We start from the raw sequence: 20,989 nt of genomic DNA on the forward strand, positions 1-20,989 counted from the left end.
GCGCGCGCGGCAGTGCCGCGCAAACGCGCCCTCTCACCCCTGTTCCAGGCGGTAGCCGTGTTGGTAGACGGCGTTGAGGCGCCAGCCGTGCTCGCCGGCGAGTTCGAGCTTCTTGCGCAACCGGCTGATGTGGGTATCGACCGTCCGGGTGGCGACGTCGCTGCGGATGTTCCAGACGCCTTCGAGCAGCGCCTCGCGGCTGACTACGCGACCACGGCGCCTGAACAGGAACGCCGCCAGATCGAATTCGCGCTCGGTGAGGCTGACATCGCGCGCCTGCAGGCTGACCCGGCGACGGCTGTAGTCGACGACAAAGGGCGGCAGGTCTTCGACGCTGGCCGCATCCTGGCCCAAGCCAACGCGACGCAGCATCGCGTCGACGCGCGCCAGCAGCTCGCCCTGACGCGGTGGTTTCGAAAGGTAGTCGTCTGCGCCCGCGCGAAGGCCGGCCACCACATCGGACTCGTCGTTGCGCGCGGTGAGAAAGATCACCGGCAGCTTGGTGTGCCCGTCGCGACGCAACCAGGTCAGGATGTCGAGACCGCTTTCGTCGGGAAGGTTCCAGTCGAGCAGCAGCAGATCGACCGATTCAACACCCAGGCGACGGCGAAAATCGCCAGCGTCCTCGTAGTGGCGAACAGTAAACCCGGCCTGCTCCAGCCAGTATCCATAGAGTGCCGCCTGATCGGGATCGTCCTCGACCAGGCCGATCAAGCCTGCCGCCTCAGCCATGTAGCCTGCTCCTGGGAACCCGCAGCCACTGCGTCCATCTCTGGCGATCGCCAAAGCATGTAGCGCTGCGCTGATACGCTGGCGCGGATTCAAAAAATGTTACGGCACTATAGCTGCTCACTCCGCGTCCTGCAGCAGTGACGAATAGCCTGTACGGAAATCAGGAAAAACCGGGACAAATCCTGCCGCAATCAGACGCTTTGGGACGATCTTGCGCCCTCGCTCGGGGCCATCGCCGCAAACCGGCGCCGGTCGCCCGAGCTGGGCGGCGAGCCAGCCCAGCACCGCGTCCTCGCGCGTAGGCGAGCCGTCGCTGGCGATGCAGATCGCGGGCAGCTCTGAATGATCCAGCGCGAACAAAAGGGCCGCCGCGGCGTCCTCGGCGTGGATGCGGTTGGTCCAACGCGGCTCGGCTGTGCTTGCTGTGCGGGCGCGGCGCAACATCATCAGCCGCCCCGGACCGTAGATGCCGGTGAATCGCAGCACCTTCAGATCGACTACCGCGGCGGCCAAAGCCTGCTCAGCCTGCAGCAGCACATGTCCGTTGAATTCCTCGGGCGCCTCCACAGTATCGTCGTCTACCCAGTCGCCAGAGTCGCCCCCGTAGACGGCCGTGCTGGACGCGAAAACCCAGCGCGGACTTGCTTCCCCAAGCGCCGCCAGCAGATTGCGCGGCGCATCGAGATAGGCACGCCGGTAGCCGACCTCGTCCCGGCTGGCAGGCGTCATAGTGCAGACCACGGCATCCAGAGCCTGCGGCAACCCGCCGAGGCTGGACGGGTCATTGAGATCGGCCGCCACCGGTACGATGCCCTCCGCCAGCGCGTGCACCCGGCGGCGCAGGCCGAACACCGTATCGCCGCGTGCAATCAAGCGCTTCGCCAAACGCGCGCCAAGGTCGCCGCAGCCCGCCAGCAGGATCCGCCGACCCATCGCAGGCTCAGACTGCTGCAGGTTCGACCGCCGCGCGCCGCTGCGGCTTTGGCAGGTAGCGCAGCCAGATCAGCCATACGGCCAGCGCATCGAGCACGATCAGCGCCTGCCACAGGTACAGGTGGAACCAGTCGAACGCGACCTGGCTCCACTGGCCCATGTAGAACAGGCTGATGATGCGCACCAGGTTCAACGCCTGGATGCAGAAGAACCCGATGATCACGCCATAGAACTTGTGCTTCCACGGGGATGGGAAAGCCACCAGCGCCGCGATCAGGATGATCACCGCCTCGATGCCATCACAGCCGGGCGCGATCTCGACTGCGAAGCCGTTGACGCTGCTGGCGATGACCTTGCCGTAGGAGATCACGTTGCTGTCGAACAAGGTGACGATCCACACGCTGATGTAGGCGAGCAGCCCGGTGAACGGGCCGGTGATGTATTCCTCACCGAAGGCGCTGATCCGCAGCGCGAACAGCGCGATCAGCAGGCTCATGAAGATCAGGAAGAAGCGGAGCATCGATGGGACCCCGGAGAAATCAGCCGGCGATGCTAGCATCCGCGCATGAATCCCGCGTCGAATCTCATCCTCGTAGGCCCGATGGGTGCCGGCAAAAGTACCATCGGGCGCCGGCTCGCCAAGCGCTTTGGCCTGCGTTTCGTCGACCTGGATCGAGTGATCGAAACCGAGACCGGCGCGCGCATTCCGTTGATTTTCGAGATTGAGGGTGAGCCCGGCTTCCGCGATCGTGAGCATCAGTCGCTGCAGCAGACATGCACCGACCGCGGGATGGTCCTCGCCACCGGCGGCGGTGCCGTTCTGCGCGCCGACAATCGCAGCCTGCTGCGCGACAGTGGCTTCGTGGTGTGGCTGCGGACCGACGTCGCCCACCAGTTGGAGCGCCTGCGCAACGACACCACCCGCCCGCTGCTGGCCGCGCCCGACCGCGAGCAGCGCCTGACCGACATGGCGACCCTGCGCAACCCGCTCTACCGCGAAGTGGCCGACCTCGTCTTCGTGTCCGACCAATCGCACGTCGGCGCCGCCGCCGAGCGGCTTGCACGCGTGCTTGAACGCCGTTGGCAGCGCCCTGCTGCCGCTCCCGAACCGACCGTAGAGAACGTCCTCGATGAGCCCGCCGCGCAGCCTTGAAGTGCAGCTCGCTGCACGCAGCTACCCGATCCACACCGGCCCCGGCCTGCTGAACCGGCCCGATCTCTGGCGGCCGCTGCTGTCGGGCCGGCAGGCGCTGGTGATCACCGATGACAACGTCGCACCCCACTACCTGCAGCGCGTGCGCGAAGGTCTGCATGACCTCGATCACGCCGTGCTGGTGCTGCCACCGGGCGAACAGGAAAAGACCCTGGCGCGCTTTGGCGAAGCGATCGACGCGCTTGCCAGCCTGCGCGCCAACCGCGATGCGACCGTCATTGCCCTGGGCGGCGGCGTGATCGGCGATCTGGCGGGCTTCGCAGCGGCGTGCTGGATGCGTGGGATCGCCTTCGTGCAGATGCCGACCACCCTGCTGGCGATGGTCGACTCCTCGGTCGGCGGCAAGACCGCAGTGGACCTGCCGCAAGGCAAGAACCTGGTCGGCGCCTTTCACCAGCCGCGCGCCGTGATCGCCGATACCGACACGCTCGCCACCCTGCCGCCGCGCGAACTGCGTGCCGGGCTGGCTGAAGTCGTGAAGTACGGCGCCATCTTCGACGCCGGCTTTCTGGACTGGCTGGATGCCCACGCCGACGCGCTGCTGACGCGCGATGCCGACACCCTTGGCGAAGCCACCCTGCGCTGCTGTCGCTACAAGGCGGACGTAGTCGCGCTGGATGAAACCGAACAGGGCGAGCGCGCGCTGCTTAACTTCGGCCACACCTTCGGCCATGCGCTGGAGACCGCCGCCGGCTACGACCGCTATCGCCATGGCGAAGCGGTGGCGGTCGGCATGGTGGTGGCGGCGCGCCTGTCCGCTCAACTGGGCCGCGCGCCAAGCGCCGACTGCGAGCGCCTGTCTGCCCTGCTGCAGCGCTTCGGCCTGCCGGTGCAGGTGCCGGCCGGTTTCGCAGCCGAGGACCTGCTGGCGCTGATGCGCCTGGACAAGAAGACGCTGTCGGGTCGCCTGCGCCTGATTCTGTGGCAGCACGCCGGCAAGGCGGAGATTGTTGCCGGCGTTGCCGATGCCGATATCCTCGCCGCGCTGCGCGCCAGCCAGACCTGATCCAACCGTTCTGGCGCGGGACATTTGATCGGCGCTGCAGCTTCGCAACTCTCAACGTGCTGCAATCGGGGCCCTGATCCGAGCGGAGCGCCCCATGCACCAGGCCGACGCCGATCCGCACCCTTGGTACGCAGAGTCCGCACAGTCCGCGCTGCAGCATCTGAGCAGCCAAGCGGAAGGTCTGAGTGCGGCCCAGGCCGCCGCGCAGCTCGAAATCCATGGGCACAACCGCCTGCCCGCCGGGCCGCAGCGTGGCCTGCTGCGACGCTGGCTGGCGCAGTTCAACAACCTGCTGATCTATGTGCTGCTGGCGGCAGCAGTGCTGACGCTTGGACTCGGCCACTTGCTGGATGCCGGCGTGATCTTCGGCGTAGTCATGGTGAACGCCGTGGTGGGGTTCATCCAGGAAGGTCGCGCCGAGAACGCGCTGGCTGCGATCGCCCGCCTGATCGACCCGCAGTGCCAGGTGCTGCGCGACGGCAAGCGGCAGGGCCTGCCGGCCGATGAGCTGGTGCCCGGCGATATCGTTCTGCTTGAAGCCGGCGACAAGGTCCCGGCCGACCTGCGTCTGCTGCGCGCGGATGAGCTGAAGATCGATGAGTCGCTGCTGACCGGCGAATCGGTCGCCGCCAGCAAACGGGTGGAAGCGGTCGATGCCGCTGCCGTGCTCGGCGATCGCCGCTGCATGGCCTACAGCGGCAGCCTGGTCGCCAGCGGCAGCGGCTTGGGCCTGGTGGTCGCGACCGGCACCGGCACCGAACTCGGCCGTATCAGCGGCCTGCTGGGCGAGGTGAAGTCGCTGAGCACGCCGCTTATCGAGCGTATGAACCAATTGGCCCGGCAGTTGACGATTGCCATCCTGCTGCTATCGGTGGTCGTGCTGCTGCTGGCGGTCGGCCTGCACGACACGCCCTGGAGCGACGCATTTCTGGCCGTGGTCGGCCTGGCGGTAGCGGCCATCCCCGAAGGACTGCCGGCGGTGATGACGATCACTCTGGCGATCGGCGTGCAGCGCATGGCCGCGCGCCGCGCGATCGTGCGCCAGCTGCCGGCGGTGGAGACGCTGGGCTCGGTGACGGTGATCTGCTCCGACAAGACCGGCACCCTCACCCGCAACCAGATGAGTGCCGAGCGCCTGTGGCTGAGTGAAGGCCAGGCCCGAATCGAGGGCAGCGGCTATGCGCCGGACGGGCATGTCCACTGGGAAGGTGCCGACCCGCCGGTGGAGATCGGCCTGCGCGCCGCACGCGTGTGCCTGCTGTGCAATGACGCGCGGCTGGAGCCCGCGGATTCGGACACGGACTCCGGCCAGCCCACCGACTGGCGCGTACTCGGCGACCCGATGGAAGGCGCCCTGCTGGCGCTGGCGGCGCGCTTCGGTCTGGATGCCAGCGCCGAGACCACCAAGCACCCACGCACCGCCAGCCTGCCCTTCGATAGCGCCCGTCTGTACATGGCGACCGCCCATCCGCTCGGCACGCAGCAGTTGGTGCTGATCAAGGGCGCGCCAGAGCGGGTGCTGGCGCTGTGCGCCAAGGCGGCCGGCGAGGATCGCGAGATCGCGCTGGATGCGAGCAGTTGGCAGCACCGCATCGAGCAACTCGCCGCGCAGGGCCTGCGGGTGCTGGCGCTGGCCGACTGCAGCCTGGCCATGGACGCCCGGCTCGACCACGCGGCGCTCGACGGACACTGCCGGCTGCTGGGTTTGATCGGCCTGATCGACCCGCCACGCGAGGAGGCCCGGCATGCACTCGCCGAATGCCGCAGCGCCGGGCTGAAGGTGAAGATGATCACCGGCGACCATGCCGCCACCGCGCTCGCCATCGCACGCGAACTCAAGCTGGCTGACAGCCCCGATGTGTTGACCGGCGCGGATCTCGACGCGCTTGACCCCGCGGCCTTCGCCCAGGCAGCGCTGAGCACCGATGTGTTCGCGCGGGTCACTCCCGAGCACAAGCTGCGCCTGGTCGAGGCCCTGCAGGCGCAGGGCGAAGTGGTGGCGATGACCGGCGATGGCGTCAACGACGCGCCGGCGCTCAAACGCGCCGAAGTCGGTATCGCGATGGGCATGAAGGGCACCGACACCGCCAAGCAGGCGGCCGAGATGGTGCTGACCGATGACAATTTCTCCACGATTGTCGCCGCCGTTCGCGAAGGTCGAGTCATCTTCGACAACCTGCGCAAGGTAATCGCCTGGACACTGCCGACCAACGGCGGCGAGACCCTGGCGATCATGGCCGCCCTGCTGTTCGGGCTGGCGCTGCCGGTGACGGCCGCGCAGATTCTGTGGATCAACATGATCACGGCCACTGCGCTGGGCCTGACGCTCGCTTTCGAACCGGCCGAGCCCGGGGTGATGCAGCGCCCGCCGCGCGGCCGCGGTGCGCCGCTGCTGACGCCGTTTCTGCTGTGGCGGGTGGCGTTCGTATCGGTGCTGTTCGTGCTGGCCTGCTTCGGCGTGTTCTACGCCAGCCAGGGCGCCGGCCACAGCATCGAGCTGTCACGCACCCTGGTGGTCAACACCCTGGTGGTGCTGGAGATCTTCTACCTGTTCGCGGTGCGCTACATCGAAGGCAGCTCCTTGAGCTGGCGCGGCGTGCTGGGCACCCCTGCGGTGTTGATCGGCGTGAGCGTGGTCGTGCTGGCCCAGCTGCTTTTCACCTACCTGCCCGTGATGCACACCCTGTTCAACAGCGAGCCGGTGGGGCTGGCCGAAGGCGCGGGTGTGATCGCGCTGGGCGTGGTCTTCCTGCTGGTGCTGGAAGTGGAGAAAGCGGTGATCCGGCGACTGGCTCCTTAGGCGACGGCGGTTGGCGGCTCGCCTCGGCAACATCCACCGCGGCCAGACCGCTAAACTTGGCGCATGCGAATCTTCCTGCAGCAGCCGCCCGCCGCCGGCGAATCGGCGCGCTATCTCAAACTCACGCTCGAACAGGACCTGCTCGGCAGCTGGTGGCTGCTCCGCGAGAGCGGTCAGGTCGGCGGCCGCAGCCAGACCAAGCGCGAGGTCTATCCCACCCAGGCCGAAGCGGTTGCCGCCTTCGAGGCCGGTCGCGATGCGCAGATCAAGCGCGGCTTCCGCATCACCTTTTCAGAAGGCGCGGAGGCGCCACGTCGATGACCTATGCCCCGCTGCAAAACGATCGTTTCCTGCGCGCCCTGCGGCGCGAACCGGTGGACTGCACGCCGGTCTGGATCATGCGCCAGGCCGGGCGTTACCTGCCGGAATACCGCGCCAGCCGCGCCCGCGCCGGCAGTTTTCTGGCGATGGCGAAGAACCCGGACTTCGCCTGCGAGGTCACTCTGCAGCCGCTCGACCGCTTCCCGCTCGATGCCGCGATCCTGTTCTCCGACATCCTGACCGTGCCCGATGCGATGGGCCTCGGCCTGTACTTCGCCGAAGGTGAGGGACCGAAGTTCGAACGCCCGGTGCGCAGCGTTGCCGACGTCGATCGGCTGGGCGTGCCCGACATGACCCAGGACCTCGGCTACGTGATGGATGCGGTCAGCCTGATCCGGCGCGAGCTCAAGGGCCGGGTGCCGCTGATCGGATTCTCCGGCAGCCCGTGGACGCTTGCCTGCTATATGGTCGAAGGCGGCGGCTCCGACAACTTTTCGATCATCAAGGCGATGGCGCTGAACGAGCCGGCCGCTCTGCACCGGCTGCTGGAGGTCACCACCGATGCGGTGATAGCGTATCTCGCCGCGCAGCGCGCCGCCGGTGCGCAGGCCCTGCAGGTGTTCGACACCTGGGGCGGCGTGCTGTCGCCGCGTATGTACCGCGAGTTTTCGCTGCGCTACCTGCGCCGCATTGCCGAAAGCCTGGAGCGCGGCAGCGGCGCCGAACGCACCCCGCTGATCCTGTTCGGCCGCGGCAACGGCGCCTACCTGGGCGAGCTCGCCGACAGCGGCGCCGAGGCACTGGGCGTCGACTGGCTGACTGATCTTTCCGAGGCCCGCACTCGCACCGCTGGCCGGGTGGCGCTGCAGGGCAATCTCGATCCCACCGTGCTGTATGCGCAGCCCGATGTCATCCGCGCGGAAGTCGCAGCCACGCTGGAGTCCTACGGCACCGGCCCAGGCCATGTGTTCAACCTCGGCCACGGCGTGTCGCCGGACATGAACCCCGAGCACGTCGGCGTGCTCGTCGACGCCGTGCATTCGCTCTCCAAAGGCCGCTGCGGCTGAGCAGATGAACAACTCGCGCGTGGCCCGGACGGCCACGCGCGCCAGGCTAGTCAGAGCCCGCAGCACCGCGCGGCGCGCGCAGGGCGGCACGCAAGGCTTCCGGCGGCGCAGGCTTGCGCAGGAACACATCGAAGCCGGCCTCCAGCGCCAGAGCCTCGCAGGCCGCATCGTCGCGTGCGGTCAGGGCGACCAGACGCGGTATCCGGCCGCCGGCGCGGATCAGCTTGGCCAGTTCGAAGCCATCCAGACCCGGCAGGTCGATGTCCAGCACCGCGACCTCGAACAGGTGCTGATCGATCTGCGCCAGCGCCTCCAGCGCATGCGCTGAATGCACCACGTTGCAGCCCCACGCGCGCATGAGTCCCGCCAGCGCCTGAGCAACATCCGGGTGGTCCTCGACCAACAGCACCGTTTCAGGCAAACCCGCCATCGATGGTGGCTCCAGCGCATCGGGGTCGGCAAGGTTCTCCGTCTGCGCCGGTCCCAGCACGGGCAGCGTCAGCAGCAGCCGGAAACAGCTGCCCCGCCCCGGCGTGCTGCGCGCTGTCAATTCACCACCCATGGCTTCGGCCAGCTGCCGACTGATCATCAGCCCGAGGCCGCTGCCACCGTGCTGTTGCGCGGTGCGCGCGCCGTCAGCCTGCATGAAGGGCTGGAACAGACGCTGCAGCACCTGTTCGGTCATGCCCGCGCCCGTATCCTCAACCTCGAAGCAGAACTGCGGATGAGTCGTATCGCCTGCCGAAGTCAGCGCGCTGATTCGCAGCCTGACCTCACCGCTCGCGGTGAACTTGATCGCGTTGCCAAGCAGGTTCAGCAGGATCTGCTGCAGCCGCAGTGGATCCGCCTCGATCTGCATGGCCGCGTCGGCGCTGACACTGGCCAGCAGCCGCAGTCCTTTGCCCTCGGCCAGTGGACGCTCCAGCTCGACCACCTCATCGACCAGACGCGGCAGGCTGACCGATTGCGGCAGCAGCTCCAGTCGGCCAGCCTCGATCCGTGCCAGATCCAGCGCTTCGTTCACCAACCGCAGCATCATCTGCCCGGCCCGACGCACCGCCTCCGCCTGCCGCCGTTGTTCGGCGCCCAACGGCGAGGCCAGAAGAAGCGCATTCATGCCCAGCAGGCCGGTCATGGGCGTGCGCACCTCGTGGCCCAAGGTCGCGAGAAAACGCCCCTTGGTTTCGGAAGCATCCAGCGCAAGTGCCTGCGCCTGTTCGGCCATACGCAGGCGATAGCGTGCGGCCAGGCGACGCCGGTACGCGGCAAAGGCCAGCACCACGGCCAGCAGGGAGGCCATGGCATACCCGGCCCAAGCCCAGGGCGTCCACCACCACGGCTGCGCCACATGGACATCGCGACTCAGCGCGGGCACCCAGCGACCATCGCCACTGGCAGCGCTGACCTCCAGCCGATAGGTGCCCGGCGGCAGTTGTGCATAGGCGCGCTCCGGGGTGGTGCCAGTTTCGATCCAATCGGGGTCGATGCCCTCCAGCCGGAAGCGATAAGCGTGCGTCGACGGGTCGGCAAACGACAGCAGACGCAGGCTGAAACGCAGATCGCGATCGTCATGCCGCAGCGCAATCGGACCGTCGTCGAGATCGAGCCGGCGGCCGACGCGCAGTACGCTTGCCGAATGCCAGCGCAGTGGCGACAGCGTGGATGTTTCGCTCAAGCGCGCGGGATCGAACGCAACCACGCCGCCGAACGTGAGTGCGGCGATGTGGCCGCTGCGAGTCAACAGCGGTGCCTGTCGATTGCGGAACTCGCTGTTCGGCAGACCGTTGCGCTCGGTAAACCGTCGTAGCGAGGCCAGCTCGTTGGCGCGCGGCGGACGGTAGCGGAACAATCCACGCGAAGTGGTCAGCCACACCGCGCCTTCACCATCGATCACCACCCCGCCGGACTCCACCTCCGGCAGCCCGGCGCGCACACCCAGGCCTTCCATTCGCTCCAGCCTCACCCCGTCCCAGTGGTAGCGATCAAGGCCGCCCAGCCGATGCAGCCAGAGCGTGGTCGCATCGGCGAAGGCAAAGCCGAAAATCCGCTCACCAGGCGCACCCGGAACCGGCTCGAACACACTGGACTCCGCCGCTCGCCGGCGCAGCCCGCCCGGGCCTGCCCACCACAGCGCGCCGTCCGGCGCCTGCGCCAGGTGCTCTGTTTCGACGCTGTCGAGACCGCCGTCACCCGCGTGCAGATCCAGCAACAGATCGCCATCCGGGCTGCGCAGCTGCAGGGCGACGCCCACCACGCCGACCCAGATGCCGGCCTCGGTCTCCAGCAGGTGGTCAAGCTCGCCGCTGGGCGCGGGCGATTCGGTGCCGGGGCCGAATCGGCGCTCGCTGCCGTCGGCAGCGCGAATGATCAGGCCGTCGCTGTGGCCCAACCACAGGCTGCCGTCGCGGGTTTGCAGCACGGAACGCAGCTTGGTGCCCGGCAGATCGGAGATCGTGAAGACCGGCGTGACCTCACCGCTGCGCAGATCGATACGCTCCACCGTCGCCGATTGATTCACCAGCCAAAGCCCGCCGTCGTGCGCCGCGGCCAAGCCCAAGGGCAGCGCAGCGCTGCGCTCGGGCTCGTGTCGGAACACGCTGAAGTCGCGCCAGGACGGCGGCAAGCGTGCCAGCCCGCCGCTGTCGGTCGCGAACCAGAGCCCGTTCTCGTGATCGCGCAGAATGGCGTTGACCATCTGGCCGGGAAGCGCCCAGCGCTGGCCGGGCCGCGCGGGGTGCAGGTTCCAGGTGTCGTCCTGGCGGCGCAGCAGGCCACCGGACTGAGCGACCCACCAATGCCCGCCGCCTTCATCCAGCAGCGCGATGACCGTGGACGCCGACACACCGTCGATCCGCTCGAAGCGCGCGGCTGCCGAATGCTCATCATGCAGCCGCCACAGTGCGTCCGCAGTCCCGATCAGCAGACCGCCGTCGGCGGCCTCGGTCACGCCCCAAACCCAGTGCCCACGCACGCTGTCCGTGGGCGGCTGCAGACAGACAAAGCCGGGGCCGTCGACGCGGCACACGCCGCGGGTCGTGCCAACCCAGATCCGCCCTCCGCTATCGCGCAGCAGCGATATCACCGTGTCATCGGCCAGGCTGTCGGCGCGCGCGGGATCGTGGCGGAACACCTGCACGTCGCCACTGTCTGGATCGAGCCGGTACAGGCCGGTGCGGAAGCCGCCGAACCAGATGCCGCCGGCAGAATCGCTGGTGATGGCGAACACGTCGACCGCCTCGATCCGCGGATCGGTGCTGCGGTTGTAGTGGCTGAAGGCGCGAGCGCGCGCACCATGCAGCCGACTGATGCCGGCGCCCTCGGCGGCCAGCCACAGGCGACCGCGCGCATCGACGTGCAGGGCCTGCACATTGTTGGACGGCAACGAAGCGGAATCTGCGGAATCGTGCCGCCAGACTTCGAAGCCCACCCCGTCATAGCGCGCCAGGCCATCCAGCGTGCCGATCCAAAGATGGCCCTCGTGATCCTGCGCAAGCGCCAGAACCTTGCTGGCCGGCAAGCCATCGGCGATGTCAAAGCTGCTGAACAACGGCGTCTCCGGCAGCACCGGCGTCGATTCAGCGGCAGCCACTGCTCCGAGGGCCAGCATCGAGGTGATCAATGCGACGACAACGCGAAACCCAGTGCGCATGCGAGCTATCCGTTCCCCGGCAGAACACCGGCCCCCGCCGCATGCTGCCACAGTCGCAGGAGCGCGTCGTACTGGCCCACGCGCACAACGCGCCGTTCCACGCCCGCAACGCCTGCCGCCACACTGCAGCCACCCCGGCTCCGTAGAATGCCGGCAATCCGTTCCGAATCGAGATGCCTGTGCGCCGACCCGGCGATCCGCTGCGACTGCTGCTGGCCCTGCTCGGTCTGCTGGCCACGGCTGGCCTGCTGTATGTCGGGCTGGCTGCGACCGAGCGTGCGCTCAACGTGTGGGCGCAGCTGGAGCAGCTGCATCCGCTGCTGCGCTACGGGCTTCTGGCCGGCGGCGGCGCGCTGACGGCAGCGGGCGGCTGGGTCGCTTGGCGACTTCTGCGTGGCAATGCGGCGCGCGCGCCCAGGGCCGAACCGATCGACCGCGCGCGCATCGAGGCGCGGCTGCAGCGGCTGGACGAGGCCGGCATCAGCACCGCACCACTGCAGGGCGAGCTGCTCGAACTCGACCGCCGACGCGAACTCGGCGTGCTGCAGCTGGCCCTGTTCGGCGACATCTCGGCCGGGAAGAGCAGCCTGCTGCGCGCCCTGGTTCCGGAAGCGCAAGTCGCGATCGACGTGCGCGGTGGCTCCACCGTCGACGTGCGCCATTTCACTGCCAACCTCAATGGACTGCAGCTGCAGATCGCCGACGTGCCGGGCACGCACGGGGTGGAGGATGGTCAGCTGTCGGCGCAGGCGCAGGCCGAGGCGGCGCGTGCGCATGCGCTGATCTATGTCGCCGACGCCGATCTCACCCGCAGCCAGGACGCCGACCTGCGAGAGTTGGGGCGCTTCGGTCGGCCGTTGCTGTTGGCCCTGAACAAATCCGATCGCTATGGCAGCGGCGAGCGCGCGGAGTTGATTGAACACCTGCAGCGCCGCTACGCCCCGCTGGGTGCGCAGGTGCTGGCGGTGGCCGCCGGCCATACCGAGCAAATGCGCCGAGTGCGCGCCGATGGCAGCGAAGATGTGGTCGAGCGCATGGCGCCACCCGAGCTTGGCGCGTTGCCGACGGCGCTCGCGCAGATCGCGCGGATTGGCGCCCACGCCCTGGAGCCCGCGCGTGAGTCCGCCACACTTGCCAGCGTCGACCAGCGGCTGGCCGCACACGAACACGCCGCACGCGCGCAGCAGGCCGACGCGATCCTGCGCAAGTACACCCGACGCGCTCTGGTGGCCGCGCTCGCCACCATCGCGCCCGGCACCGATCTGATCATCCAGGGTGGGCTCGCCACCGCGATGCTGCACGAGCTGGCCAAGCTGCACGGCCAGAGCCTGCGCGAACTGGACATCGACCGCTTCCTCGCCGAGGCCGGCAAACGCGTGCGCAGTCACGCCGCGGTGTTGCTGGCGATCGCCGGCAATGCGCTGAAGGCCTTTCCCGGCCTCGGCACCCTCGGCGGCGGGCTGGTGCACGCGCTGGCCTACGGCCTGCTGTTCGATGCGCTGGGCCGCGCCGCGATCGCCGCGCTGACCACGGGCGACGCGCTCGATCGCGCAGCGACGCTTGATGCCTTCGAACAACAGCTGGCGAAACCCCGCCTGGAACAACTGCAGCGCCTTGCCGCCTTGGCGGTCGAAGCTATGCGAGGAGAAGAAAAACCATGATCTCTCACCGTACCATCGCCCTGCTGCTGATGATTCTGGGTAGCGGCCTCGCCCAAGCCGAGCGCTACGAAATCGATCCGGTGCACAGCCGCGTGCTGATCCGGGTTTCGCATGCCGGCTTCGCCCAGGCGATGGCCACGCTGTCCGCGCCACGTGGGCATGTCGAGTTCGATCCCGATGCGCCACAGGATGCGCGCGTGGATGTCGAACTGGCGCTGGATCGGCTTGACTTCGGCGATGAGGATTGGAACCGCCGCATGGCGCGTGCCGACTACTTCGACAGCGCGGCCCATCCGCTGGCGCGCTTTGTTTCCGAGCGCGTCGAGGCGATCAGCGCGACGGAACTTCGCGTGCACGGCCAGCTCGAACTGCGCGGCACGCGGGCGCCGGTGACGCTCGCGGTGCGCATCAACCGTATCGGCCGAGACCTGCCCTGGGTGCCCCGCCACAGTTTGGGCGCCTCGGCCACCGCAACGCTCGACCGCCGCGAGTTCGGCATGCGCAAGCATGCCGGCGCGGTCGGCCAGTCGGTCGAACTGATGATCGAAGTTGAAGCCCGCCGCAAGCGCACATCCACACGCGCATCCGCACCAGCCACCGCTACCGCAAACCCCGACATCAAGGACCCCGACCATGCCAATCCGCAGCAACGCTGAAACCTGGGGCTTGGCCAGCAAGACTCTGCACTGGGGCACAGCCGGCCTGATCCTGGCCACCGCACTGGTGGGTCTGCTGATGGAAGACGTCGATCAGCTGTGGTTCTACAGGCTGCACAAATCGCTGGGCCTGAGCGTGCTCGGCGTGGTGCTGCTGCGGATGGGCTGGCGCCTGATCGATCGTCGCCCGCCCTACCCGATCGGCATGCCCGCCTGGCAGCGGCTGGCCTCCAGCTGCGCGCATGCGCTGATCTACGCAGCGATGCTGGTCATGCCGATCTCCGGCTGGCTGTACAACTCGGCCGCGCGTCGCCCGCTCGACTGGTTCGGCGTGTTCAAGGTGCCTTCGTTGACTGCAGTCGAACGCGGCAGCCAGAACTTCAGCATCCTAGGCTTCGATGCGCCGGCCTTCATTGACACCCCGCAGAAACTGCGCAGCCTGGCCGGTGATGTGCATGAAGCCCTGTTCTATCTCGGCGCCGCGCTGATCCTGCTACATGTTGCCGCCGCCCTGAAGCACCACTTCATCGACCGCGATCTGACGCTCGCGCGCATGCTGCCCGGCATCGGCTCGCCCAAGTCCAAAGCGGCGTCCGCGTCGAACCCCAACTCAACGTCCGAGGGATGAACCCCATGCTCCGCAGCCTGCTCCACACCGCTCTGTTCGCCCTCGCTGCAGCCGCCGCGCCCGCCTCCGCGAGCAACTGGAGCACCGACGCGAGCACCTCAACCCTGGCCTTTGTCGGCGGCTACATGGGTGAGGATTTCGACGGCAGTTTCAAGCAGTTCACGCCGATGATCCGCTTCGACCCCAGCGACCTCGCCCAGGCCCGCTTCGAGGTCGAGATCGATCTGGCCAGCGCCAGCACCGGCGATGAGGAATGGGACGGCTACCTGGCCGGCGGCGATTTCTTCAACGTCGAAACGTTCCCGAAAGCGCGCTTTCTCGCCGAACGTTTTGAAACGACCGCCGATGGCTTTGTCGCCCACGGCACCTTGGACCTGCGCGGCGTGCAGCAACCGGTGGCACTGGCCTTCAGCTTCAGCGTCGACGGCGACCGCGCGCAGCTGAAGGGCAGCGCCAAACTCGACCGGCTGGCCTTTGCGGTCGGCGCCGGCGAATGGGAAGACCCGGAAACCATCGCGCACGAAGTCACCGTCAACACCCAGCTGACCCTGAGCCGCGTCGCCGAATGAGCCTGACCGGCCTGCTCCGGCGCTGGGGCCGACGCTTGCGCCGCAGCGACGCCGCAGCGCCCAGTGCGGACAACGGCGACCCGCTGCTGAAGGCCGCCGACAGCCTGCGCGCACTGCTCGCCGATGCCTCGATCCCGGCCGAAGTGCGCGTCGAGCTTGCCGCCGACTACGCCGAAGTCGAGGCCATGCTCGGTCGCCTGGAGCAGGGCCAGATCCACATCGCCGCGTTCGGTCGGGTCAGCGTCGGCAAGAGCTCGCTGCTGAACGCGCTGGCCGGCAGCGCTGCGTTCGAGACCGGCGTACTGCACGGCACCACCACCGCCCGCGGCCAGCAGGTCTGGAGTGAGGCCGCTGCACACGGCGTGCAGCTGATCGATACACCGGGGATCAATGAGCTCTCGGGCGAGGCGCGCGAGAAACTCGCCTTCGAAGTCGCCAAACGCAGTGATCTGATCCTGTTCGTGGTCGACGGCGATCTGACCTCGATCGAACTCGATGCGCTGCGCACGGTGGCGGCCCAGCAGCGCCCGCTGCTGCTTGTGCTGAACAAGGCCGATCGCTACCGCGAGGACGAGCTCGCCGCGCTGCGTGCGCGCCTGCTCGAACACAGCGCCGGCCTGATCGCCCCGGAGAACCTGCTGGAGGCACGCGCCCAACCCGCGCCCGAGCGCGTGCTGCGGGTCGATGCGGCCGGCAATGAGCAGCTCGAAACCGTGACCCGTGCGATCGACGTCAGCGCCCTGCGCGCGCGGGTGTTCGCCATTCTCGAGGCCGAAGGCAAGGCACTGGCCGCACTCAATGCCGCCCTGTTTGCCGGCGACCTCGCCGACAGCGTCGGCGAACGCCTGACCCGCCTGCGCAGCGAAATCGCCGCACGCGTCACTCGCAGCTATTGCCTGGCCAAAGGTGTGGCGGTGGCGCTGAATCCGGTGCCGGTGGCCGACCTGTTGGCCGCCGCGGCGCTGGATGTCGCCCTGGTGGTGCACCTGTCCAAGGTGTATGGCCTGCCGATGACCCGCGCCGAAGCCACCGGCCTGCTCGGCACCGTGGTCGCCCAGCTGGCGGCGCTGATGGGCGCGATCTGGGGCGTGCACCTGGTCGCCAGCGCGCTCAAGGGCCTGAGCGCCGGCCTGTCGACCGCACTCACGGCCGCTGCCCAGGGCGCACTGGCCTGGTACGCCACCCTGCTGGTTGCCCGCGCCGCCGAACGCTACCTCGCCCAGGGCAAGAGCTGGGGCCCGCTCGGCCCCAAACGCGTGGTGCAGGACATCGTCGCCAGCCTCGACCGCGACTCGGTGCTGCGCGAAGCGCGGGCGGAGATTCTGCGCCGACTGAAGTAGCTCCCGGCGGCGCGATTGCGCGGCTCGTGACTCACGCCACATCCGCCCGCGCCCGCGCGGCCGTAGGGTGCGCGGTCCGACGTCCGATGTCCGGACGCACCTGACGCCGGGCGTTCGAGCCCGAGGAGTTCCACTTGAAATCGCCCCTGCGCACCCTGCTTTCGCTGGCCGTTCTGACCGGCTTGGCCGCCTGTTCGGCGCCCTCGAACGACACCGCTGCTCCCGCCGCACCTGTCGCTGAAACTGCGGCGGCCGCCGCGCCGGCACCCAAGCCGATCGCCATCGACATGGCGACGATCATGACCCAGCCGATCAGCTTCAAGGCGACCGAGCTGAACCCCGATGTCGCTGCCTGCACTGACCTCAATCTGCACACCAATGCGGTGTGGCTGGCCGCCAATCCGGTGCCGTCCGACCGCAGCAGCTGGGGCAGTTTCGAGGTGCTCGGCGAGCGTTCGCTGGAGGTGCAACACGCCATCGTGAAAGCCGCAGCGGCATCGAACGCCAGCGCCGGCAGCATCGAGCAGAAGGTCGGTGATTTCTTCGGTTCCGGCATGGACGAGGCTGCCATTGAGGCTGCGGGAATCAACCCGCTCAAGCCGCGCCTGGCGCAGATCGATGCGATCACCGATACCGCCGGCATCGCCGATTTCCTGCGCGCGAGCTACGCGCGTGGACAGGGCCAGCTGTTCGGCTTCTACGCCAATGCCGACCTGAAGAACTCCGAGATGGTGATCGGCTTCACCGGCCAGGGCGGGCTGTCGCTGCCCGAGCGCAGCTACTACCTGGAAGACCGCGCCGACTTCGTCAGCGCGCGCGAAGGCCTGCTGAAGTACGCCGCCACCCTGCTGCAGCTGGCCGGCGCCGATGAAGCCTCGGCCAGATCGCAGGCGGATCAGATCCTCGCGTTTGAGACCCGCCTGGCCAAGGCCTCGATGGATCGCGTCAGCCTGCGCGACCCGGCCAGCCGCTACAACCCGGTGTCGATCGCCGAGGCCGACGCGATCACGCCGAACTTCCCCTGGGGCAGCTTCTTCGACGCCGTCGGGGTGGCCCAGCCGACCATGTTCTCGCTGGGCATGCCGGATTTCTTCCGTGAATTCAACGCGATGCTCACAGAAGTGCCGGTCGCCGAATGGCAGACCTGGCTGCGCTTCCGCACCATCAGCAACGCCGCGCCGTACATGGGCAAGGCGTTTGATGATGCCAACTTCGAGCTTTTCGGCCGCACCCTGCGCGGCCAGCAGGAGCAGCAGGAGCGCTGGAAGCGGGTGCTGAACGCAGTCAACGCCAGCATGGGTGAGGCCCTGGGCCAGCTCTATGTCGCTGTCGCCTTTCCGCCGGACTCCAAGGCCAAGATGGAACAACTGGTCGACAACCTGCGCGAGTCGCTGAAGGAACGCCTGAACCAGCTCGACTGGATGGGCGAAGACACCAAGGCCAGGGCGCTGGAGAAGTGGGCCAGCTTCACGCCCAAGATCGGCTACCCCGACAAGTGGCGCGAGTGGGATGGCCTGCAGGTCGGTCGCAACAGCTATGTCGACAACCTCGAAGCCGCGGCCGCATTCAACTATCGCTTCATGCTGGACAAGATCGGCAAGCCGGTCGACAAGACCGAGTGGGGCATGAGTCCGCAGACGGTCAATGCCTACTACCGCGCCTCGGCCAACGAGATCGTGTTCCCGGCAGCGATCCTGCAGCCGCCGTTCTTCGATCCGAATGCCGACGACGGCTTGAACTACGGCGGCATCGGCGCAGTGATCGGCCACGAGATGCTGCACGGCTACGACGATCAGGGCAGCAAGTTCGACGCCGTCGGCAACTTCGCCAACTGGTGGAGCGACCAGGACCGCGAGCGCTTCAATGCCCGCACCGACAAGCTGGTCTCACAGTTCAACGCCTACGAGGCGCTGCCGGGCCTGAACGTCAACGGTGCGCTGGCGCTGGGCGAGAACATCGCTGATCTGGGTGGCCTGACGGTCGCCTATGCCGCGATGCGCCGCGCCCAGGGCGAGGGCTTCACCGACCCGAACCTCGAGGGCCTGACCCAGAGCCAGCGCTTCTTCCTCAACTGGGCCACGGTGTGGCGCCGCGGTTTCACCGAGGAAGCGATGAAGCTGCAGATCACCAATGGCCCGCATGCGCCGGGGCTGTTCCGCGCGATCGGCGCGCCCTCGAACATGCCGGCCTTCCACGAAGCCTTCAACTGTCAGCCCGGCGACCGTATGCGTCGTGAGGGTGAGCAGCGGGTGGCGATCTGGTGAACATAGCGGGCTTGGAACTCGGGTTTCGATGACGGATGTCGGGCTGTTGCTGGGCCTGCGCTTCGCGGGTTGGTCTGGGCCGCCTGATCTCGCCCTTGTTTTACCTGCAAAACGATTGACACAAACGGCTCGGGCAACCGGGCCGTTTGTTTTTGGCTGCTACAAAGACGCAACAAAGTCGTGACGTTCATGCACATGAACGCGGGGCCACTGGCGGCTAGACTCCCAGCACTCGCGCTTGGCGCACCTTTGATGGATACCTGATGAGCCTTAACTTGTACCGAAACTTGTTCCGACACTTGAGCCTGGCGGCATTGGGTCTGGCCTGCGCATTGCCAAGCCATGCCGTCCACATCAACCCCGATGGCCGGGGGCAGGTGCTGATCTATCCCTACTACACGGTCAATGCGGGCAAGGCGACCCTGGTGACCCTGATCAACTCGCGCGACAGCGCCAAGGCCGTGCGGGTCCGCTTCCGCGAGAGCCGCAACGGCGTGGAGGTGATGGCCTTCAATATCTACCTCGCGCCGTTCGATGTCTGGACCGGAGCCGTGTTCAGCTCTTCGGATGCGACTGACTATGCGCAGGCCGGGCCAGCGCGTCTGGCCAGCACCGACAATTCGTGCACGACACCTCGGCTGCCGAGCTCGGGCCAGGACTTCTACCGCTTCGATTACGCGGGTCCGTTCTCTGCGGACGCCGGACCGGATCAGCTCAGCCGCACGCGGGAAGGTTTCATCGAGGTGCTTGAACTCGGCCGGATTGAAAACGTTGAAGGCTTCGCCGCCGCCGATGCGATCCGGCGCGGCGCGCCCGGAGGCCCAAGAGGTTGTGATCTGCTGAGTCGGGCGTGGACGTCGAATGTATCGTCGGGGCTGAGTGTGGGTGTCTGGTCGAACCAACCAGGCCTGGGCGTACTAAGCCCCGATGGCGGCCTGGAGGGCAGCGCGATCATCGTCGATGTGGCGCTTGGCAGCAGCTTCAGTGTTCCGACCGTTGCGCTCGATGGGTTCTTCGTGCCGGCCGCAGACTGCGCGCCCGATTGCCGCGGTCGGGGCGACGAGAACCTGCATGCCGGCCCCGGCGAAGCCTATCCATCGCTTGCTGACGCCCGCAACGGTGAGGATGGCCGCGCGGTCGCTGAGTTCCCGCCTGGCGGGCGCGCACAGCACATGAACTTCACCGGGCCGGACGCGGGTCTCAAGGCCGTTTCGGCGGTGCTGATGCGGCAGCATCTCGACAACACCTTCCAACAATCGGCGGCGGGTCAGTCACTGGTCGCACGCAGCGAATGGGTGGTGACGTTCCCGACCAAGCATTTACACCTGGCGCAGAGCACGCCTGAGCAGCGGCTGCCCTTCCGCAGCGCCTACGGCTGGGCTGCGCAGAGCCCGAATTGGCCGAACGCAGGGCTCTCCGGAGCTTGCGAGCCACTGAGTGTCGACTACGGTGACCGCGAAGGTCGGCGCGTAAATCGGAACGCTGAGGGGGTCGAGTTCGGAATTCCACCTCCGCCTCCGCCCGCCCCTGCGCTCTGCCACGCGAGCCAGGTCATCCGTATAAACGACTCGGTGAGCCCCGCATCCGAGGGGGAGCGCCTTTACGAGGCATTGCGCGGCGACTCCACAAGCGCCCTGTTTGGCAGCGCGCACGCGCTTCGCTTGCGCACCTGCACAGGGCGTAAGCGGTTGCGCTTGGCTCCGAACGGGCGCTTCAACAATTGCGTAAGCGGAGACTTCACCGAAGGCTGGATGCGCCTCGAACTCGGCGAACCGCAGCGCAACTATTTGTACTCGGCCTTGCAGCCCGATGCATCGCAGGCAGGCAGCACAAACCTGCTGCTCGGATTGCCCGCGATCGGATTTGCGGTCTCCGAGTTCGAGGGCTCGGACACGCCCGGCGTACTCGCGAACTTCTCTACCCTGCAGGAACATGCTGGCGAGCGTGCGTCACGCGCCGGCCAACTGGATGCGGCCAACCCGGCCGGCGGCTGGACACCCGTTTCCGGAGACTGACTGCCCGACAGCTGCGGTGGCCTTCGTTGTGAGGGCGAGCCGCGGATGGCTGGGGAGCAGCGGGTGATTCGGGACTCGGGATCGAGCAGTTGCGGGCGCGCGAGCGCCTGGCCCGCGTTTCGCAGATCAGCATGA

Annotated in this window: 16 protein-coding genes; 12 read left to right on the forward strand and 4 right to left on the reverse strand. The window is 67.7% G+C overall.

What is annotated here, in order from left to right:
* Positions 1 to 33: 33 nt before the first annotated feature.
* The 3 genes from ACIQ7H_RS12110 to xrtH form a co-directional block, all read right to left on the reverse strand.
* Positions 34 to 732 (reverse strand): response regulator transcription factor, encoded by a 699-nt coding sequence (locus tag ACIQ7H_RS12110; RefSeq protein WP_395791775.1) that lies wholly within the window; start codon positions 730 to 732, stop codon positions 34 to 36.
* A 117-nt stretch (positions 733 to 849) separates the two neighbouring features.
* A complete protein-coding gene (locus ACIQ7H_RS12115) occupies positions 850 to 1,665 on the reverse strand; it encodes an NAD-dependent epimerase/dehydratase family protein (RefSeq protein WP_395791777.1) in 816 nt (271 codons plus the stop codon).
* Positions 1,666 to 1,672: 7 nt separating this feature from the next.
* Positions 1,673 to 2,185: an exosortase H gene (gene xrtH, locus ACIQ7H_RS12120; protein ID WP_395791779.1), complete on the reverse strand. Its 513-nt coding sequence runs from the start codon at positions 2,183 to 2,185 to the stop codon at positions 1,673 to 1,675.
* 45 nt (positions 2,186 to 2,230) lie between these two features.
* Here xrtH and ACIQ7H_RS12125 point away from each other — a divergent pair, with 45 nt between their 5' ends.
* From ACIQ7H_RS12125 to hemE, 5 genes are all read left to right on the forward strand, one after another.
* Positions 2,231 to 2,818: a shikimate kinase gene (locus ACIQ7H_RS12125; protein WP_395791781.1), complete on the forward strand. Its 588-nt coding sequence runs from the start codon at positions 2,231 to 2,233 to the stop codon at positions 2,816 to 2,818.
* Positions 2,796 to 3,884, forward strand: a complete 1,089-nt coding sequence (gene aroB / locus ACIQ7H_RS12130; RefSeq protein ID WP_395791783.1) for a 3-dehydroquinate synthase — start codon at positions 2,796 to 2,798, stop codon at positions 3,882 to 3,884. The genes ACIQ7H_RS12125 and aroB overlap by 23 nt, the downstream gene beginning before the upstream one ends.
* A 94-nt stretch (positions 3,885 to 3,978) precedes the next feature.
* Entirely contained in the window at positions 3,979 to 6,684 is a 2,706-nt protein-coding gene (locus ACIQ7H_RS12135; protein WP_395791785.1) for a cation-translocating P-type ATPase, read from the forward strand.
* A gap of 63 nt (positions 6,685 to 6,747) precedes the next feature.
* Positions 6,748 to 7,005, forward strand: a complete 258-nt coding sequence (locus ACIQ7H_RS12140) for a WGR domain-containing protein (protein ID WP_395791787.1) — start codon at positions 6,748 to 6,750, stop codon at positions 7,003 to 7,005.
* Entirely contained in the window at positions 7,002 to 8,072 is a 1,071-nt protein-coding gene (gene hemE, locus ACIQ7H_RS12145) for a uroporphyrinogen decarboxylase (RefSeq protein WP_395791789.1), read from the forward strand. Before ACIQ7H_RS12140 ends, hemE begins: the two co-directional genes overlap by 4 nt.
* Positions 8,073 to 8,118: 46 nt before the next feature.
* On the opposite strand, the gene ACIQ7H_RS12150 is transcribed toward hemE, so the two are convergent.
* Entirely contained in the window at positions 8,119 to 11,721 is a 3,603-nt protein-coding gene (locus ACIQ7H_RS12150; RefSeq protein WP_395791791.1) for an ATP-binding protein, read from the reverse strand.
* A 173-nt stretch (positions 11,722 to 11,894) separates the two neighbouring features.
* On the opposite strand from ACIQ7H_RS12150, the gene ACIQ7H_RS12155 reads away from it, so the two are divergent.
* The 7 genes from ACIQ7H_RS12155 (at position 11,895) to ACIQ7H_RS12185 (ending at position 20,854) form a co-directional block, all read left to right on the forward strand.
* A complete protein-coding gene (locus ACIQ7H_RS12155; RefSeq protein WP_395791793.1) occupies positions 11,895 to 13,382 on the forward strand; it encodes a GTPase in 1,488 nt (495 codons plus the stop codon).
* Positions 13,379 to 14,038 (forward strand): YceI family protein, encoded by a 660-nt coding sequence (locus ACIQ7H_RS12160; RefSeq protein WP_395791795.1) that lies wholly within the window; start codon positions 13,379 to 13,381, stop codon positions 14,036 to 14,038. The genes ACIQ7H_RS12155 and ACIQ7H_RS12160 overlap by 4 nt, the downstream gene beginning before the upstream one ends.
* The gene (locus tag ACIQ7H_RS12165) at positions 14,016 to 14,666 is read left to right on the forward strand and encodes a cytochrome b (protein ID WP_395791797.1); all 651 of its coding nucleotides are present in this window, start codon (positions 14,016 to 14,018) and stop codon (positions 14,664 to 14,666) included. Before ACIQ7H_RS12160 ends, ACIQ7H_RS12165 begins: the two co-directional genes overlap by 23 nt.
* A 5-nt stretch (positions 14,667 to 14,671) precedes the next feature.
* Positions 14,672 to 15,235, forward strand: coding sequence for a YceI family protein (locus ACIQ7H_RS12170; protein ID WP_395791799.1), 564 nt, complete (start codon positions 14,672 to 14,674; stop codon positions 15,233 to 15,235).
* A complete protein-coding gene (locus ACIQ7H_RS12175; RefSeq protein ID WP_395791801.1) occupies positions 15,232 to 16,575 on the forward strand; it encodes a DUF697 domain-containing protein in 1,344 nt (447 codons plus the stop codon). The genes ACIQ7H_RS12170 and ACIQ7H_RS12175 overlap by 4 nt, the downstream gene beginning before the upstream one ends.
* Before the next feature lie 134 nt (positions 16,576 to 16,709).
* Positions 16,710 to 18,839, forward strand: a complete 2,130-nt coding sequence (locus ACIQ7H_RS12180) for a M13 family metallopeptidase (protein WP_395791803.1) — start codon at positions 16,710 to 16,712, stop codon at positions 18,837 to 18,839.
* Between the two features lie 263 nt (positions 18,840 to 19,102).
* Positions 19,103 to 20,854 carry a hypothetical protein gene (locus ACIQ7H_RS12185; protein ID WP_395791805.1) on the forward strand — a complete coding sequence of 584 codons (1,752 nt, stop codon included), beginning with the start codon at positions 19,103 to 19,105 and terminating at the stop codon, positions 20,852 to 20,854.
* Positions 20,855 to 20,989 lie beyond the last annotated feature (135 nt).

The sequence above is a fragment of the Aquimonas sp. genome, from assembly GCF_044377145.1.
Classification (GTDB): domain Bacteria; phylum Pseudomonadota; class Gammaproteobacteria; order Xanthomonadales; family Xanthomonadaceae; genus Aquimonas.

Excerpts from the sequence above, each read along its gene's own strand:
- ACIQ7H_RS12110 (WP_395791775.1), bottom strand. The coding sequence starts at position 732 with ATGGCTGAGGCGGCAGGCTTGATCGGCCTGGTCGAGGACGATCCCGAT.
- ACIQ7H_RS12115 (WP_395791777.1), bottom strand. The coding sequence starts at position 1,665 with ATGGGTCGGCGGATCCTGCTGGCGGGCTGCGGCGACCTTGGCGCGCGT.
- xrtH (WP_395791779.1), bottom strand. The coding sequence starts at position 2,185 with ATGCTCCGCTTCTTCCTGATCTTCATGAGCCTGCTGATCGCGCTGTTC.
- ACIQ7H_RS12125 (WP_395791781.1), top strand. The coding sequence starts at position 2,231 with ATGAATCCCGCGTCGAATCTCATCCTCGTAGGCCCGATGGGTGCCGGC.
- aroB (WP_395791783.1), top strand. The coding sequence starts at position 2,796 with ATGAGCCCGCCGCGCAGCCTTGAAGTGCAGCTCGCTGCACGCAGCTAC.
- ACIQ7H_RS12135 (WP_395791785.1), top strand. The coding sequence starts at position 3,979 with ATGCACCAGGCCGACGCCGATCCGCACCCTTGGTACGCAGAGTCCGCA.
- ACIQ7H_RS12140 (WP_395791787.1), top strand. The coding sequence starts at position 6,748 with ATGCGAATCTTCCTGCAGCAGCCGCCCGCCGCCGGCGAATCGGCGCGC.
- hemE (WP_395791789.1), top strand. The coding sequence starts at position 7,002 with ATGACCTATGCCCCGCTGCAAAACGATCGTTTCCTGCGCGCCCTGCGG.
- ACIQ7H_RS12150 (WP_395791791.1), bottom strand. The coding sequence starts at position 11,721 with ATGCGCACTGGGTTTCGCGTTGTCGTCGCATTGATCACCTCGATGCTG.
- ACIQ7H_RS12155 (WP_395791793.1), top strand. The coding sequence starts at position 11,895 with ATGCCTGTGCGCCGACCCGGCGATCCGCTGCGACTGCTGCTGGCCCTG.
- ACIQ7H_RS12160 (WP_395791795.1), top strand. The coding sequence starts at position 13,379 with ATGATCTCTCACCGTACCATCGCCCTGCTGCTGATGATTCTGGGTAGC.
- ACIQ7H_RS12165 (WP_395791797.1), top strand. The coding sequence starts at position 14,016 with ATGCCAATCCGCAGCAACGCTGAAACCTGGGGCTTGGCCAGCAAGACT.
- ACIQ7H_RS12170 (WP_395791799.1), top strand. The coding sequence starts at position 14,672 with ATGCTCCGCAGCCTGCTCCACACCGCTCTGTTCGCCCTCGCTGCAGCC.
- ACIQ7H_RS12175 (WP_395791801.1), top strand. The coding sequence starts at position 15,232 with ATGAGCCTGACCGGCCTGCTCCGGCGCTGGGGCCGACGCTTGCGCCGC.
- ACIQ7H_RS12185 (WP_395791805.1), top strand. The coding sequence starts at position 19,103 with ATGAGCCTTAACTTGTACCGAAACTTGTTCCGACACTTGAGCCTGGCG.